Consider the following 15,212-nt stretch of genomic DNA (forward strand, 5'->3'; position numbering starts at 1 on the left):
GACGAGCGACGCGCGAACTCGCTTCTGAGCGAACTACTTAAGGCATAAATTTCTCTTACGGCAGCAGGGCGCGCGCATGGGTGCATCCCGACGGCACGGGACCACATCACGGAACCGGTCGCCCCCTCGTGACGTGCTGCGCATGCGAAGTGATCGAGCCTATTTCGGCCGGCGCTTCAGCTTGGCGCGCTTGGGCAACAGCACGGGCCATTGCACGATGTGATCCTCGAGCTGGTCGTCCGGAACGTCGTCCTCGGTGCCCTCGACCCGGCCGCGCACTGAGACGCCGGCTTCATGTACCGTCTGAGCATCGCCCGAGATCAGCGGGTGCCACCAGTAGAGATCGCGCCCCGCGGCGACCAGGCGATAGCCGCAGCTCGGCGGCAGCCAGGTCAGGGTGCGGACGTTCTCCGGCGTCAGCCGGACGCAATCGGACACCTGGTCGGAGCGGTTCGGGTAGTCCTTGCAGGCACATAGCCCTGCATCCAGGAGCTTGCAGGAGATATGGGTGAAATAGATGTCGCCGGTATCTTCGTCCTCGAGCTTTTCCAGGCAGCAGCGCCCGCAGCCGTCGCACAGGCTCTCCCATTCCGCCTCGGACATCTCCTCCAAGGTCTTGGTTTTCCAAAAGGATCCCTCCTGGCCCGAGGGTCGTTTGAGCGGTGCGGTCATTCGGGCATATCCAATCGGGCGGGGCCTGGCGCGACATCTAGGGGGCGCGCCCGGGGCGACGCAAGGGGCGCCCTGCGGTTGAAGCGGCACGTTAGCTTTGTGTATCAAATTGTGAGCGGAACCATTGGTTTGTGCTGCCCGCTCGGTTAGATAGAGGAACGAGCCATTCCGGCGGCGGCACCGGCAAAGCGGCTTGGGTTCGGGACTGCTCCGGTCGAGATGCCCCGACCGCAGTGCCTTGGGTTTGCCGCAACATTCGCGCAAGACCCTTCGAAGGCCCAGCCGGCGTGCTGCGTGCTTTCGAAGCCAGCTGACACGCTTTCGAACGACCAGGGTTCCCGTGCGCCAGATCATTCCAGACGATTGGAAGAAGCGGATCAACAATTTCCGCCTGGATCTCGACGCCCGATTCGATTCGGCGCTGTTCTCCTCCCTGCGCGGGACCCGCGAGCTCTATGAGCGCTATTCGGCGTTCATGGACCGCTTCTATGTCGGCGGCTGGAAGCGCTGGGTGTTCGTGGAGCCGTTCTCGGAGGCCGCCACGATCGGCCTCGGCGGCCTGGTCCTGCTGCTGGCGCTCGCCATCCCCGCGTTCCGGGAAACCGCCGACGAGGACTGGCTCAAGAAATCCGACCTCGCGGTCACCTTCCTCGATCGCTACGGCACCCCGATCGGCAGCCGCGGCATCAAGCACAACGACTCGATTCCGCTGGAAGACTTCCCGGACAATCTGATCAAGGCGACGCTGGCCACCGAAGACCGCCGCTTCTACGACCATTTCGGCATCGACATCGCCGGCACCGCACGCGCGCTTGTGACCAACGCCCAGGCCGGCGGCGTCCGCCAGGGCGGCTCCTCGATCAGCCAGCAGCTCGCCAAGAACCTGTTCCTGTCCAACGAGCGCACCATCGAGCGCAAGGTCAACGAGGCGTTCCTGGCGATCTGGCTGGAAACCCGGCTGACCAAGAACGAGATCCTCAAGCTCTATCTCGACCGCGCCTATATGGGCGGCGGCACCTTCGGCGTCGACGGCGCGGCGCATTTCTACTTCAACAAGTCGGTGCGCGACATCAACCTCGCCGAAGCCGCCATGCTGGCGGGATTGTTCAAGGCGCCGACCAAGTTCGCCCCCCACATCAACCTGCCCGCAGCCCGCGCCCGCGCCAACGTCGTGCTCGACAACCTGGTCGATGCCGGCTTCATGACCGAGGGCCAGGTGTTCGGCGCCCGCCGGAATCCGGCGTTCGCGGTCGACCGCCGCGACGAGAGCTCGCCCAACTACTTCCTCGACTATGCCTTCGACGAGATGCGCAAGCTGGTCGACACGTTCCCGAAATCCTATACCGAGCGCGTCTTCGTGGTGCGGACCTCGATCGACATGAACGTGCAGCACGCCGCCGACGAGGCGATCGAGAACCAGCTCCGCCAGTTCGGCCGCGACTACCACGCGACCCAGGCCGCGACCGTCGTGTCCGATCTCGACGGTGGCATCCGCGCCATGGTCGGCGGCCGCGATTACGGCGCCAGCCAGTTCAACCGCGCCACCGACGCCTACCGGCAGCCCGGCTCGTCGTTCAAGCCCTATGTCTACACCACCGCGCTGCTGAACGGCTTCAAGCCGACCTCGATCGTGGTCGACGGCCCGGTCTGCATCGGCAATTGGTGCCCGCAGAACTATGGCCACTCCTATTCCGGCTCGGTGACGCTGACCCAGGCGATCACCCGCTCGATCAACGTCGTACCGGTCAAGCTGTCGATCGCGCTCGGCGGCAAGGAAGGCCCCAAGGCGGGCCGCGCCAAAATCATCGAGGTCGCCCGCCGCTTCGGCCTCAAGGCCCCGCTGCCCGACACGCCGTCGATGCCGATCGGCTCCGACGAAGTCACGGTGCTGGAGCACGCCGTCGCCTACGCCACCTTCCCCAACAAGGGCAAGGCGGTGACCCCGCATTCCGTGCTCGAGGTGCGCACCGGCGCCGGCGACCCGGTCTGGCGCTGGGACCGCGACGGTCCGAAGCCCAAGCAGGCGATCCCGGCCTCCGTCGCCGCCGACATGGCGGGCATGATGAGCCACGTGGTCAGCGAGGGCACCGCGCGCCGCGCCGCCCTCGACGGCATTCCGACCGCCGGCAAGACCGGCACCACCAACGCCTATCGCGATGCCTGGTTCGTCGGCTACACCGGCAACTTCACCTGCGCGGTGTGGTACGGCAACGACGACTATTCGCCGACCAACCGCATGACCGGCGGCTCGCTGCCGGCGCAGACCTGGCACGACATCATGGTCACCGCGCATCAGGGCATCGAGGTCAAGGAGCTGCCCGGCGTCGGCATGGGCGAGAAGCTGCCGCAGCAGCCGGCCTCGGCCGCGATGGCGCAAGCCGGTCAGCCGAAAACGCTGGAAATCAAGCCCGGTCCGCCTCCGGTGCTCACCCGTCGCGGCGCCGAAGTCCTGGTCCAGGTCGAGAAGATGCTGGACGAGGCGGCGCGGGTTGCCGAGAAGGCCGCGCCGGTCGATCCGCGCAAGCCGGCCAAGCCGGTGTCGTCGAGCGCGCTGGCCTTTCCTGAAAACTACGCCGCGGCGACCGCCGACGGCGTGACGACCCCTGCCCTGCGCAAGAACTGACGACAGCGAATCCCGTGCGGCTGCTCTTCATCACCATGGTTACGCTCCTGATCGCCACCGGCGTCGGCATCGGCGCGACCTGGATGACCACGACGCGGGGCACCGAATTCGGCACGCTCACGATCGGCGCCTGGACGGCGCGCCCGAAGACCGGCACCGCCGACGTCGACCCTTATGCGCGCGCCACGATCACCCGCAACGGCGAGCTGCCGATCGGCACCGGCGACGGCGTCGCCTTCACCGCCACTGCGGACGACAAGAAGAAGCCGCTCGACGGCCGCTGCGACATCCTCGTCAGCGGCGTGACGCCGCCGGCGCGCTTCTGGACCCTCACCCTGTACGACCGTAAGGGCCACCTCGTCGCCAATACGTTGCAGCGCTACGGCTTCACCAGCCAGGAGCTCGTACGCGGCGCCGACGGCTCGTTCGAGATCCGCGTGGCCGCACGCTCACGCTCCGGCAACTGGCTGCCGACCGCCGGCATCGAGCGCTACGCGCTGATGCTCCGGCTGTATGACACGCCGGTGGGGGTGGCGACCCGCACCCAGCGCGATGCGCCGATGCCCTCGATCACCACCGTGGGCTGCCCATCATGATCAGGCTGCTGTTCACCGTGGTGGTCGGCGTGCTGCTCGGCGGCGTGGTTCATCTCGTCAGCGTGCTGGCGCTGCCGCGCATCTCGACCCAGGACGCCTATTCGCGGCTGACGCCGATGACCAAGCTCAACGCGGTCACGCCGCTGCCGCTGGCCGAGCCCGGCAACTCGCCGATGCCGTTCATGGACCCGGCCTTCGCGATGGCCATCTGCCGCTACGATCTGTCCGACGGCGCGATCAAGCTCACGGTCCCCGTGAGCCAAGCCTACACGTCGGTGTCGTTCTACACGCGCAACGAAATCGCCTACTACGCCATCAACGATCGCTCCGCCGGCAAGCGCGTGATCGAGCTCGACCTGATGACCGAGGCCCAGCACGAAGACCTGCCCGAGGACGAAGAGATCACCGCGGCCGACCGGCTCATCATCGATTCGCCGACCACGACCGGACTGATCGTGTTGAAGGCGCTCGCCGCCGAGCCCGGCCTGATGCCGCAGGCGCAGGCCTCGCTGGCCGCGGCCAGTTGCGGCGCGCAGACCGAACCGCCGGCGAAATCGGAAAAGCCGCGCGGCAAGCGGTAAGCCCGGCGATTCATACCCATCCGAAACGGTCTCTTCATCGTTCGTGGCGTAGTGGCTGTGACGATCGGCTGATATACGCATCGGCAGGGATCGGGCTTCGCTCACCATCAGGTCATGCCCCTCGAGATCGAACGGAAGTTTCTCGTCAAGACCGATGCCTGGCGGGATCAGGCGACGCATTGGGAGCATCTTCGCGATGGTCTCGTCGCCCGTCAGGACGGCCTCAAGGTGCGCGTCCGCTGCTACGGCAACCGGACGACGCTTTGCGTGAAGAGCGCACGGCGCGGCCTGTCGCGCGAGGAATTCGAATACGACATTCCCGCCGATCATGCCGAGGCGATGTTCGCGCATTGCGAGGGACGCATCCTGGAAAAGACCCGTCACTACGTGCCGGGCGACAGCGGCATCTGGGAGGTCGACGTCTACCACGGCCCGCTCGAAGGCATCGTCATCGCCGAGATCGAGCTGCCGAGCGAAACCAGCGCAGTGACGCTGCCGGACTGGATCGGCGACGAAGTCACCGGCGATCCGCGCTACCGCAAGGCCAACATGCTGACGGAACGCTCGCGCGCGGCGAAGGTGCGAGAGCGACGACGCGCGCATCTTGCAGGCCTGTGATGCGCGAACGATCCGTCGCGGATTGACCCGTGTCAAACCACCCGTAAGAGGCTCCGCTAAACAGCGCCGGTTTTGGCGGTCCGAACGATCGCGCACGGAGTTGGCTCGATGAGTTCATCGCAGGTGATGTCGCAGGCGCTGCGCGCCAAGATCATGTCGGCGGACGATGCCGCCGCGCTGATCCAGCCGGGCAACCATGTCGGCATGAGTGGCTTCACGGGCTCGGGCTACCCGAAGGCCGTGCCGCTGGCGCTGGCGCGCCGCATCGAGGCCGCGCATGCGCGCGGCGAGTCGTTCCGCATCGGTGTCTGGACCGGCGCCTCCACGGCGCCCGAGCTCGACGGCGCGCTCGCCAAGGCCAACGGCATCGACATGCGCCTGCCCTACCAGTCCGACCCGACCACACGCCAGCGCATCAACGCCGGCAGCATCGACTATATCGATCTGCATCTCAGCCACGTCGCGCAATTCGTGTGGTTCGGCTTTCTCGGCCATCTCGACATCGCCGTGATCGAATGTGCCGGCATCCTCCCCGACGGGCGGCTGATTCCATCGACCTCGATCGGCAACAACAAGACCTGGCTCGACCAGGCCGACCGCGTCATCATCGAGGTGAATTCGTGGATGAACCCGGCGCTGCTCGGCATGCACGACGTCTATTACGGCACGCGCCTGCCGCCGCACCGCAAGCCGATCCCGATCATCGCCGCCGGCGATCGCATCGGCGAGACTACCTATCGCTGCAATCCCGACAAGGTGATCGCGGTCGTCGAGACCCATGCACCGGACCGCAACACGACCTTCGCGGCACCGGATGCCGTCTCCGGCGCAATTGCCGGGCACATCCTCGAGTTCTTCGAACATGAGGTGAGGCAGGGCCGGCTGCCACGCAGCCTGCTGCCGCTGCAGTCCGGCGTCGGCAACGTCGCCAACGCCGTGATGGCCGGGCTCGACGACGGCCCCTTCCCGCATCTGACCGCCTACACCGAGGTGCTGCAGGACGGCATGCTGAACCTGCTCCGCTCGGGGCGGATGGATCTGGCCTCGGCGACGGCGCTGTCGCTGAGCTCGGAAGCAGCGATCGAATTCAACCGCGAGATCGAATTCCTGCGCGACCGCATCGTGCTGCGACCGCAGGAGATCTCCAACCATCCCGAAGTCATCCGCAGGCTCGGCGTCATCGCGATGAACGGCCTGATCGAGGCCGACATCTACGGCAACGTCAACTCGACCCATGTCCGCGGCAGCAGCATCATGAACGGCATCGGCGGCTCTGGCGACTTCGCCCGCAACGCCTATCTTTCGATCTTCATGACGCCGTCGACCGCGAAGAACGGCACCATCTCCAGCATCGTTCCGATGGTGACCCATGTCGACCACACAGAGCACGACGTGCAGATCCTGGTGACGGAGAACGGCCTGGCCGACCTGCGCGGCCTGTCGCCGAAGCGGCGCGCCCGCACCATCATCGAAAACGCTGCCCACGCGAAGTTCCGCCCGGCGCTGTCGGACTATTTCGAACGGGCCTGCCGCGATGCGACCGGCAAGCACACGCCGCATCTGCTCGAGGAAGCGTTCGACGTCATTCAGCCGATGCCGCCCACGGCCTGATCGCCGGCGACGGCTTCAGCCGCGGGTCGTCAACGGCCGCTCGATGAGGGGCCGCGCCGCGACCGGCGGATTGGCGGTCTGCGCCGCCAGTTCATTGATGAGACGATCGGCATCGGCGGCCATGCCGTCAGGCGCCTGCAGCACCAGCCGCTCCAGCGCCCAGCGATAGGACGACACGCGCTGCTCCAGGCTGATCTGCACCCATTGCACGATCAGCGAATTCTCCTGCATGCGCGCGACCGCATCGGCCTTCTCGCGCGGCGACAGCTCGGTCATGAATTTCATGCTGGCGTCGCGCTTGCGGTCGAGGTCGATGACGCGGATGGCCGAAGCGAAGAACGGCTCGAACCGCGAGATGTCGTCGCGGACGTCGTCGATCAGCTGCGCATAGCGCGAGGCGTGCGAGCGATGCGGCTCGTCGATCAAAGCGCGGCCGTAGGCGGTGCGGTCGAACGCCACCTTCTGGCGCCAGGGCGAGGCCGACGGCTGGTAGTCGCCGAACACGGTCTTCCAGGCAGGCCGCGAATGCGGCGGCTCGATCAACGGGTAAGCGAGATCACGCAGCTGACGCTCATTGTCGGTCAGCTGAAATTGCGACGGCTTCACGCCGACGCTGGCCGTGGCTTCCGCCCCGATCCATTTGTGCATGTCGTCGTTGCGCATATCGGCGCGGGTGCGGCCGAAATCGCCGCCGCTGCAGGCGCCGAGCAGGCCGCCGGTGAGAAGGAGAGCGAGGGCCGGCGCAACACGCCGGACCGGAACCATCATGGCCGGCATTCCAATTCCCCCGAGCTGTCAGCGGCGACGTCGACGCCGGCTCGGCGCGGCGCCCTCGCGGGGCCCGCGATCATCGGTCGTGCTCTCGCGCTCGATCCGAACGACGGGGAGAATCAGGATCGTTCCCATGCCCTCCTGAGGCGCGCCGGTCACGGCAGGCCGCGCGCGACGCGCGGCAACCGGAAATTCAATGATGGTCGCCATGTCTACTCTCTTTCGTGCCCGAAGTTCTTACCCCCCAAACTCCCCATCGCCCGAACTTCGCAGGCAAGAGGGCACGCACAACTGACGATCACGCATGCGCATCACACCAGGCGGCGACGCGACATCCGGCGCGGCGAAGATCAGACCCGCGGCGCAACGAGGCCAAGGCGAGATCATCGAACGGGTCGATTAAGATCAGGACGTGGTTAAGAGGTCCTTAATGTGCGGCGCGCCGGACACGGATCGCGTGCATCCGGCCGGGAAATGGCAAGCAAGCGTTGCGCCTTTGTCTCACCGGGTAGGACACGCCGGGAAAATTCGACCGATCTTCACCGATTGTTTTCCTTAACGGCGCTTTAAAACTACTCCGCTCTAATCGGCGCAACGATTGCCGAAGTTGCGTACCCGACATGACAAGATCATCGCTGTTCCCCGGCTTCGACGGGTTGCTCACGCTCTCGCGCCGCGAGGGCGTCGACATCAAGCCTACCCTGCTGCGCGTGCTGACGGATCTCTACGTCCAGGCGAGCACACATTCGGCCGATGAGGAGCGGCAATTCGTCGAGCTGGTGTCACGACTCGTGGACGACGTCGACGATGCGACCCGTGCAGCCGTGCGTGCACGCCTTGCCATCTATCCCGGCACGCCGATCGAGATACTGAGGAAGCTCGGACTGCGTCCGTCGCAGGACGAAGCGATGCTGCCGCTCGCGGGTCTGATTCCGCCCGCGCTTCGAGCGCCCGCGGCGAAAGCCCCCATGCGCGACGATTCCACGTCCGCCGGACTGGCGATGCAGCCGAGAGACGCCGCCGAGCTCAGCGAGATGTTCCTGCGCGCCGCCCCGAAAGAGCGCATCGCGATCCTGGAGAATCTTGCAACCGCGCCGCTGAAGCCGGCGGCGCCGACACCCCGGCATCGCGCGGCGCACGCGATCGAAGCGCTGGAAATGGCCGCCTTCAACGCCGACGTCGAGATCTTCACGGCGGAGCTCGGCGAAAGCCTGATCCTGCCGGCCCGCATCACCCAGGAGGTGATGAGCGACGAGAGCGGCGAGCCGCTCGCCTGCGCGGTGAAGGCCTTAGGCATGCCAGCAGCGGTGTTCGAGCGCGTGCTGCTGTTCCTCAAGCCCGAGATGGGCCAGTCCGTCCACACCGTGTTCAGGCTGTCGCGCTTCTACGATCGCCTCAGCGAGCGCGCGGCGCTGATCATGCTGGCGGCGTGGCGCGGCTCGGCGATGGCGGCACTCAGGGCCAAACATCGCACGGCGCTCTACGACGATGAGCGGCCGCATGTCCGCGCCGGTGGCGCGCGGACCGGCACGCAGGCCGCAAAGCCGATCGTGCGCAGCGGAACTGACGGCTTCAAACGCTGACCTCGGGCCTCCGCGCCCTCGTGGCGCGATGCAGCTGGGCGACGGCTACTCGCGCGCGAGGTCGAGGAAGTGGCGGCCTTGCCTGTCCTCGGTCTCGACGATCCAGGCATCCGGGTCGAAGCGCAGCTCCTTGCGGAGACGCTCGTCGACCTCGAACTCCGGCATCGGTTGCGGCGACACCGCAACGAACAGGCGTTCGAACGGACGGCTGTCGTCGTAGACCGTCTGCGGCGCCGGGACGTAAAGCTGAGCCGTGCGATCCATCAGTGCGACCTTGATGAAGACGGCACCCGCCTCCTCCGCCCCGCGGTGGCTGATCGCGCCGAACACGCCGGCCGACTGGCAACGGCGCAGATAGGCGCTGACCCAGATGCTGGTCTTCAATCGCATGATGTTCGGGCCGAATGAACGCGCGCTGCCATCGGCAGCCGATGGCCTGCTCTATTCGATCGGGTGCCCGATGACAATTGCAAGCTCGCGCACCAGGCGATCCGACACCTGTCCCGTCACCGGCAGCTTGCGCTCGCGTTCGAACTTCTGGATCGCCGTCTGGGTGTCGGAGCCGATCATCCCGGTCGGCTTCAGCTGGCCGTAGCCATATTCGGTCAGCGCGCGCTGAACAGCGGCGACCCGGCGGGCGTTGCCGCCCTGCTGCGTCGGCTGCGGACGCGGCGTGTTGGCCTGGCCGCCGCTGACGGACCTGACGAGGTCGGCCAGCGGATCGGCATATTTCTGATCCGAACGCGTATCCGCGGTGCGCTGGTCGGCCGCCTTCTGCTCGGTCGCGCGCGTTTCGGGCGGCCGGGTCTCGATCACCTTCGGATCGAAGGGCGAGATGGCGTCCAGCGGCCTCGGACGTGGCAATGGATTGGAACTGGCGAGCGCCGGCGGAATGGTGACGATGGAACCGAACATCGGCGCCGGATGCGGGCCCGATTGCAGGAACACGGCATTGACGATGATCGCGCTGGCGGCGGCGCAAGCCAGGAGGCCGGCAAGGAGATCCTTCGGGCTGTAGAGCATGGCGCGCATCAGCCAGCCGCGCTCGTCCACGGCCTCGGCGACTGCAGTGGCCGCAGCGGCGCGCTTGCGACGGCGCGGCGGCGCCTGATCATCCTCTGCAGCTCGTCTAGGCACTCTTCTTCACCTGAATCACCTGCCCCGCCGGGGCGGAACGCGCGGGCGACAACGGCGTAACGGTGGCGCCGGCCGTCGCCTCGGCGACGCAATTGACCGGCAGAGCGACCGTGACCGTCGTCCCCTCGTCGAGCTTGCTTTCTATCGACATTTCGCCGCCGTGCAAGGTCACGAGACTCTTGACGATCGAAAGACCGAGTCCGGTTCCCTCGTGACGACGCTGGTACGTCTTGCCGGCCTGGAAGAACGGATCGCCGATACGCTTGAGATCGTCGGCTGCGATGCCGACGCCGGTGTCGGTGATTCGCAGCAGCAGGCGCGCGCCCTCCACGCCGGCGCAGACCGTGACGCGGCCGCCGCGCTCGGTGAACTTGATGGCGTTGGAGACCAGGTTGAGCACGATCTGCTTGAAGGCGCGCGGATCGCCGGTGATGATCGGCAGGTCGTGCGGCGCATCGGCCGACAGGTCGACGCCGTTTTCGCGCGCCCGCAGCGCCAGAAGATTGCAGCAATTGAACAGCGCCGCACGCGGCGCGAACGGTTCTGGCGTCAGCTCGAAATTGCCCGACTCCATCTTCGACATGTCGAGGATGCCGTTCACGACAGAAAGCAGATGCTGACCGGAATCATTGATCAACTGTGCATACTCACGGCGCCGCGCGGCGTTGAGCACCAGCGCCTGCTCCTGCATCAGCATTTCCGAAAAGCCGATGATGGCGTTGAGCGGCGTGCGCAGTTCGTGGCTCATGGTGGCGAGGAACCGCGTCTTGGCCGCGTCGGCGCGCTCGGCCGCGCTGCGCGCCAGTTCGAGCGCCTGCTCCTGCAGCTTGCGATCGGTGACGTCGCGCATGACCGCGACCACTTCCTGCTCCGATCCCGTCGGCGGCAGGCCGGCGTGATCGAGCGGACGGCACCGCATCTCGACCCAGATGAAATCCGCCGGGTGATGAACGGCGCGGGCCTCGCCGGGCGCTTCGCGCCGGAGACGGAACTCGACGCTGGATGCTTCGCTGCCGCCTGCGGCCTCGGACAGCGCGGTGAGATAGGCCGGCCGGTCTGCGACGTGGACGCGTTCGAACAGGCCGTGCCCATGCAACTGCGCGGCCGGCGCGCCGAGCAGCGTCTCGATGGCGGGCGAGATGAACATCACGGCGCCGTTGCGGCGGTGACGGGAGATCACGTCGCTCATGTTGCGCGCGAGCAGGCGATAGCGCTCCTCCTCCATCGACAGCAGCGTCACGCTGGTCCTTGCGAGCGTGTCGGCGGCGAAGGCGAGCACGGCGGCATAGAGCGTGGCCGAGGCGACGCCGAAGGCGAGCAGCCCGGTGCGCAAGGCAGGGTTGGTCTCGGGCTTCGGCAACCAGTCGGCATGACCAAAGAGAATCAGGAGCAGCGCGCAGGACAGCGCCAGCGCAGCGGAGAACACGACGACGCGGCGCGACGCGGAGAGTGCGGCTTCCAGGGGAACGACGATCAGCCACACGGCTGCAAAGGATTCGATGCCGCCGGTCTCGATCGACACCGCCATGATCAACGCGGACAGCGCCAGCGACGACAGCGCGCAGGCGCTCTCATAACGGCCGGTGCGCGACAGATACCAGGAGAGGAGAATCGGCCCGATCAGCCACGCCAGCGCGCCGACCTCGAGCGCGCTCGGCGCGCCGCGCATCGCAAGATAGGCGGGAAATACGGCGAAGACGGCGAGGCTGCCGAGCAGGCGCGGCGCGATGAAAGCGCGATGACGCGCGCGCGTCATCGCATCAGTTCGAGCCGATGGATGCAATAACGCATCGAGACAATCGCGGATGATACTCAACACAGTCACGGCTCTCGCGCCTCGGCCTATCGGTCGCTCTACTTAAGAGAACGCGCCGGGACGCCCCCTGTCGTCGGAAGTCACCGTGTCAGACTCGCATTAAGCGAACGCTAAGGTCCAGACTGCGGCACGCACGCCATTCGGCCGGGATGGTGAATGCATCGTTTCCGGCTGCGCCTGCGGTTGCGAAAGCTTCGCTGCCGTCAGCCGGTTGCATGGCGCATTCGGTTCTCGCCAACAGAAAATTTACGCCGAAAAAAGTTCGGGGATCCGCTTCGCGAAATCTCAACCAGTTAAGGCCAATGCAAGCAGTGGCGACGTAGAACAAAGCAGTTGCGATCTCGGTTGCGCGGTCAGGAACGGACGCGGGATCGGCAGCACGGTCGGGGTTGCGTGATGTTCTTTCTGCTTCGGATGGCATTCTGGCTCGGGCTCGTGCTGGTGCTGCTGCCGCGCGAGAAGAGCCACGACGCGGACAAGCTGCCGCAGATCAATGCGCACGAAGCGGTGCAGGCCGCGACCGCGGCCGTCTCGGACATGAGCCAGTTCTGCAAGCGCCAGCCGCAGGCCTGCGAAGTCGGCGGCCAGGCCGCGACCGTGATCGGCCACCGCGCCCAGGAAGGCGCGCGCAAGATCTACCAGATCATCACCGACAAGCCCGAGGTCCCGGAGAAATCCGCGGCAGACAAGTTCATCGGCCCGGTGAAGCCCGCGAGCCTTGACAAGCGCGGCAGCGACCACACGGGTTCGATCGACGCTCCGGCGAGCGACGCGGTTCCCGGCGACGAGGCCTCGGCCGACACGCTCTCGGCCGACGATCTCGCCGTCGAATGGCAGTTGCCGCCGACGCCCTGACTGGACCGGAACCGGCTGTCGCTTTCGTCACGCCGAACGCCTATATCAGAGTTCGGACGGGACCGATGAGCACCATGACGATCGACGACATTCGCGACAATTTTGCCCTGCTGGACGATTGGGACGACCGCTATCGCTACGTCATCGAGCTCGGCCGCACGCTGGCGCCGATGCCGGATGACGAGCACTCCACCGCGAACAAGGTGCAGGGCTGCGCGAGCCAGGTCTGGCTGTCGAAACACGTCGACCGCAGCGGCGCCGTGCCGATGCTGAATTATCTCGGCGACAGCGATGCCCACATCGTCCGCGGCCTGATCGCGATCCTGCTGACGCTCTATTCGGGGCAGACGCCGCAGGAGATCCTGACGATCGATGCGCCCGCCGTGTTCGATGAGCTCGGGTTCCGCGAGCACCTCACGCCGCAGCGCTCCAACGGCTTGCGCTCCATGGTCGAGCGCATCCGCGCGGACGCCCGCGAGGCGCTTGCTGCAGCCTCGTGATGCGGTCCGCGGCTACTTCTCGCGCTCGGGACGCTGCTGGCCGAGGCCCATCTTCTTGGCGAGTTGCGATCGGGTGACCGCGTAGTTCGGCGCCACCATGGGATAGTCGGGCGGCAGGTTCCATTTGTCGCGATATTGTTCCGGCGTCATGCTGTACTGCGTGCGCAGATGCCGCCGCAGCGACTTGAAGCGCTTGCCGTCCTCGAGACAGACCAGATAGTCCGGATGGATCGATTTCTTGACCGGGACCGCGGGCCGCGTCGGTTCCGGCGCGGGTTCGCTGCGCCCCGCCGCGACACGGGTCAACGCCGCATGCACCTGGCTGATGAGAGATGGAATCTCGGCCGCGGGCGTCGGGTTGTTGCTGAGATAGGCCGAGACGATGTCGGCCGTCAGATCGATAAAGCTCTTGCCGGCCCCTTCGGTCATCGAAAACTCACCCCCGCTCCCGCACAGGATTCATTTGCAAGTATCACGAGCGGCGAGTGGACCGCGTCGTCTGTCAATTCTCCAAGCAATATGGGCGAATGACTGGCAAAATGACAATAAGGTGAGGACTTCTTCTTGAGAAGTCTGTCCTCGCCTCAGTACTGTGTACCAAATGCCAGTTGTGGCGGCCCCTGGCGCGCGTCAGGCGCGGCCTTCCAAATGGCTGCGCAGCTCGTCGATCGATGCGAAACGCATCATGCCCTCCGGCATCTGCGCCTCGATCGAACCGTCCGAATAGAGCGAATAGGCCATCCCGTCGACCACGCCTGACTTGATGATGCTCGCAGCCGGTGCAGCCGTGCCTTGGGGCTCAGGAGGTGCCGGCTCGGGCTCGAAGGCCGGCGCCGCCCGCGCCAGGCGCCGGGGGAACGGCGGCCGCAGAGATTCCGGCGCCCGCGCCCGCTCCGGCCGCGACCAGCTGTCCTCCAAACCCGGAGAAGCAGGCTCGGGTGCCGGCTGGTCGAGCGGAAGAGCCGGCGGCTCGCTGAGTGGCGGTGACCGGAAATCCGTCGGCATCGGCTCGGCGGCACGCTTTTCCCCGCGCTCCCGCTCGCGGCGCGAGCTGGAGGCGAACAACAGGCTGCGCCTGGCGGGCCGCTCGTTGGGCTCGGCGGCCGGCTCATCCGCCTCCTGCTCCGGGTTCGAGGGACGCAGGGAACCGGACAAGGACGACGACAGCGGAGGAGACGGCAACGGCGCCGACGACAAGGGCGACGAGAGGTCCGGCATCCGCGGCCGCGGTCGCGGCGAGCCGCCCTCGCGCCAGACGTCCTCGGCCGGCGGCATCGGCGCAGGTTCGAGTTCGGCGTTGCCGCCGATCCCCGGCAGTTGCAGTGGCCTGACGTCGGACTCGGACGCCGGCCGCTGCCGCAAGCGGCTCGAGATGATCTTCAGCTCACCCAGCAGGGCCGACAGTCCAAACAGGATCAGCCCGCTGCAGACGCCAAGGGTCCCCGACAGGATCAGCGTGCTGCCGACGCTGAACTCCTTGAACGGAATTCCCCAGGCGATCGCTCCGAGCCCGGCCAACACGGCAAGGGCCCCAGCGGCCAACATAGCACTCATCATTTCGAACCCATCCCCTAATGCGTCGGTTCCGGACGGCGTCCCGACCGATATCACACCAGTTAGCTGCGGTTGCCCGCGTCCCTTGTGCGGTTTCTAGTCGAAATCCGCGACAATTTGCAGCAGAAGTTCGGCCAGGACGCCCGCCCTGCCGGTCGGGGCACGCCGACGGCGCCACGATACCGCCACATTCGCGCTCGCCAACTCACGGAACCGCTTAGGGTTCCTCCGGGTTTGTCCCGAGCCTCATGGTTCAGGACGCGTTCATGTGCCTGTGCCAATATGGCGCCAAGCA

Annotated in this window: 16 protein-coding genes; 8 read left to right on the plus strand and 8 right to left on the minus strand. The window is 66.4% G+C overall.

Going from position 1 to position 15,212, the window contains the following annotated elements; all coding sequences use genetic code 11:
* Window positions 1-159: 159 nt before the first annotated feature.
* Window positions 160-672: a YcgN family cysteine cluster protein gene (locus ACQR1B_RS11280; RefSeq protein WP_434830863.1), complete on the minus strand. Its 513-nt coding sequence runs from the start codon at window positions 670-672 to the stop codon at window positions 160-162.
* 340 nt (window positions 673-1,012) lie between these two features.
* Between ACQR1B_RS11280 and ACQR1B_RS11285 the strand changes: the two genes are divergently transcribed.
* The 5 genes from ACQR1B_RS11285 to ACQR1B_RS11305 all read left to right on the plus strand — a co-directional run bounded on the left by ACQR1B_RS11285 (window position 1,013) and on the right by ACQR1B_RS11305 (window position 6,701).
* Window positions 1,013-3,295: a transglycosylase domain-containing protein gene (locus ACQR1B_RS11285; protein ID WP_434830862.1), complete on the plus strand. Its 2,283-nt coding sequence runs from the start codon at window positions 1,013-1,015 to the stop codon at window positions 3,293-3,295.
* Window positions 3,296-3,309: 14 nt separating this feature from the next.
* Window positions 3,310-3,891, plus strand: coding sequence for a DUF1214 domain-containing protein (locus tag ACQR1B_RS11290; RefSeq protein WP_434830861.1), 582 nt, complete (start codon window positions 3,310-3,312; stop codon window positions 3,889-3,891).
* Window positions 3,888-4,472, plus strand: a complete 585-nt coding sequence (locus ACQR1B_RS11295; RefSeq protein ID WP_434830860.1) for a DUF1254 domain-containing protein — start codon at window positions 3,888-3,890, stop codon at window positions 4,470-4,472. Before ACQR1B_RS11290 ends, ACQR1B_RS11295 begins: the two co-directional genes overlap by 4 nt.
* 114 nt (window positions 4,473-4,586) lie before the next feature.
* Window positions 4,587-5,090, plus strand: a complete 504-nt coding sequence (locus tag ACQR1B_RS11300) for a CYTH domain-containing protein (protein ID WP_434830859.1) — start codon at window positions 4,587-4,589, stop codon at window positions 5,088-5,090.
* A gap of 108 nt (window positions 5,091-5,198) precedes the next feature.
* Window positions 5,199-6,701, plus strand: a complete 1,503-nt coding sequence (locus ACQR1B_RS11305; RefSeq protein WP_434830858.1) for an acetyl-CoA hydrolase/transferase family protein — start codon at window positions 5,199-5,201, stop codon at window positions 6,699-6,701.
* A 15-nt stretch (window positions 6,702-6,716) separates the two neighbouring features.
* On the opposite strand, the gene ACQR1B_RS11310 is transcribed toward ACQR1B_RS11305, so the two are convergent.
* Both ACQR1B_RS11310 and ACQR1B_RS11315 read right to left on the minus strand, forming a co-directional pair.
* Window positions 6,717-7,466, minus strand: a complete 750-nt coding sequence (locus tag ACQR1B_RS11310; RefSeq protein WP_434831198.1) for a hypothetical protein — start codon at window positions 7,464-7,466, stop codon at window positions 6,717-6,719.
* Between the two features lie 30 nt (window positions 7,467-7,496).
* Window positions 7,497-7,682: a hypothetical protein gene (locus ACQR1B_RS11315; protein WP_434830857.1), complete on the minus strand. Its 186-nt coding sequence runs from the start codon at window positions 7,680-7,682 to the stop codon at window positions 7,497-7,499.
* Window positions 7,683-8,092: 410 nt separating this feature from the next.
* On the opposite strand from ACQR1B_RS11315, the gene ACQR1B_RS11320 reads away from it, so the two are divergent.
* Window positions 8,093-9,055 (plus strand): DUF2336 domain-containing protein, encoded by a 963-nt coding sequence (locus ACQR1B_RS11320; protein ID WP_434830856.1) that lies wholly within the window; start codon window positions 8,093-8,095, stop codon window positions 9,053-9,055.
* Window positions 9,056-9,100: 45 nt separating this feature from the next.
* Here ACQR1B_RS11320 and ACQR1B_RS11325 read toward each other — a convergent pair whose 3' ends face one another.
* From ACQR1B_RS11325 to ACQR1B_RS11335, 3 genes are read right to left on the minus strand one after another with little or no spacing between them, the layout of a single operon-like run.
* Window positions 9,101-9,445: a DUF1491 family protein gene (locus ACQR1B_RS11325; protein WP_434830855.1), complete on the minus strand. Its 345-nt coding sequence runs from the start codon at window positions 9,443-9,445 to the stop codon at window positions 9,101-9,103.
* Window positions 9,446-9,496: 51 nt separating this feature from the next.
* A complete protein-coding gene (locus tag ACQR1B_RS11330) occupies window positions 9,497-10,192 on the minus strand; it encodes a peptidoglycan-binding domain-containing protein (protein WP_434830854.1) in 696 nt (231 codons plus the stop codon).
* Window positions 10,185-11,948 (minus strand): PAS domain-containing sensor histidine kinase, encoded by a 1,764-nt coding sequence (locus ACQR1B_RS11335; RefSeq protein WP_434830853.1) that lies wholly within the window; start codon window positions 11,946-11,948, stop codon window positions 10,185-10,187. The genes ACQR1B_RS11330 and ACQR1B_RS11335 overlap by 8 nt, the downstream gene beginning before the upstream one ends.
* A gap of 456 nt (window positions 11,949-12,404) precedes the next feature.
* On the opposite strand from ACQR1B_RS11335, the gene ACQR1B_RS11340 reads away from it, so the two are divergent.
* Entirely contained in the window at window positions 12,405-12,863 is a 459-nt protein-coding gene (locus ACQR1B_RS11340; RefSeq protein ID WP_434830852.1) for a DUF5330 domain-containing protein, read from the plus strand.
* Window positions 12,864-12,937: 74 nt separating this feature from the next.
* Window positions 12,938-13,363 (plus strand): SufE family protein, encoded by a 426-nt coding sequence (locus ACQR1B_RS11345; RefSeq protein ID WP_434831197.1) that lies wholly within the window; start codon window positions 12,938-12,940, stop codon window positions 13,361-13,363.
* 12 nt (window positions 13,364-13,375) lie between these two features.
* Here the strand turns inward: ACQR1B_RS11345 and ACQR1B_RS11350 are convergent, their stop codons facing one another.
* Together ACQR1B_RS11350 and ACQR1B_RS11355 are read right to left on the minus strand one after the other, a co-directional pair.
* Complete coding sequence (locus ACQR1B_RS11350) at window positions 13,376-13,792, minus strand: MucR family transcriptional regulator (RefSeq protein WP_284418910.1); 417 nt, start codon at window positions 13,790-13,792, stop codon at window positions 13,376-13,378.
* A gap of 201 nt (window positions 13,793-13,993) precedes the next feature.
* Window positions 13,994-14,920 (minus strand): hypothetical protein, encoded by a 927-nt coding sequence (locus ACQR1B_RS11355; protein ID WP_434830851.1) that lies wholly within the window; start codon window positions 14,918-14,920, stop codon window positions 13,994-13,996.
* Window positions 14,921-15,212 lie beyond the last annotated feature (292 nt).

Source organism: Bradyrhizobium oligotrophicum (genome assembly GCF_051168495.1).
GTDB lineage: Bacteria > Pseudomonadota > Alphaproteobacteria > Rhizobiales > Xanthobacteraceae > Bradyrhizobium > Bradyrhizobium oligotrophicum_A.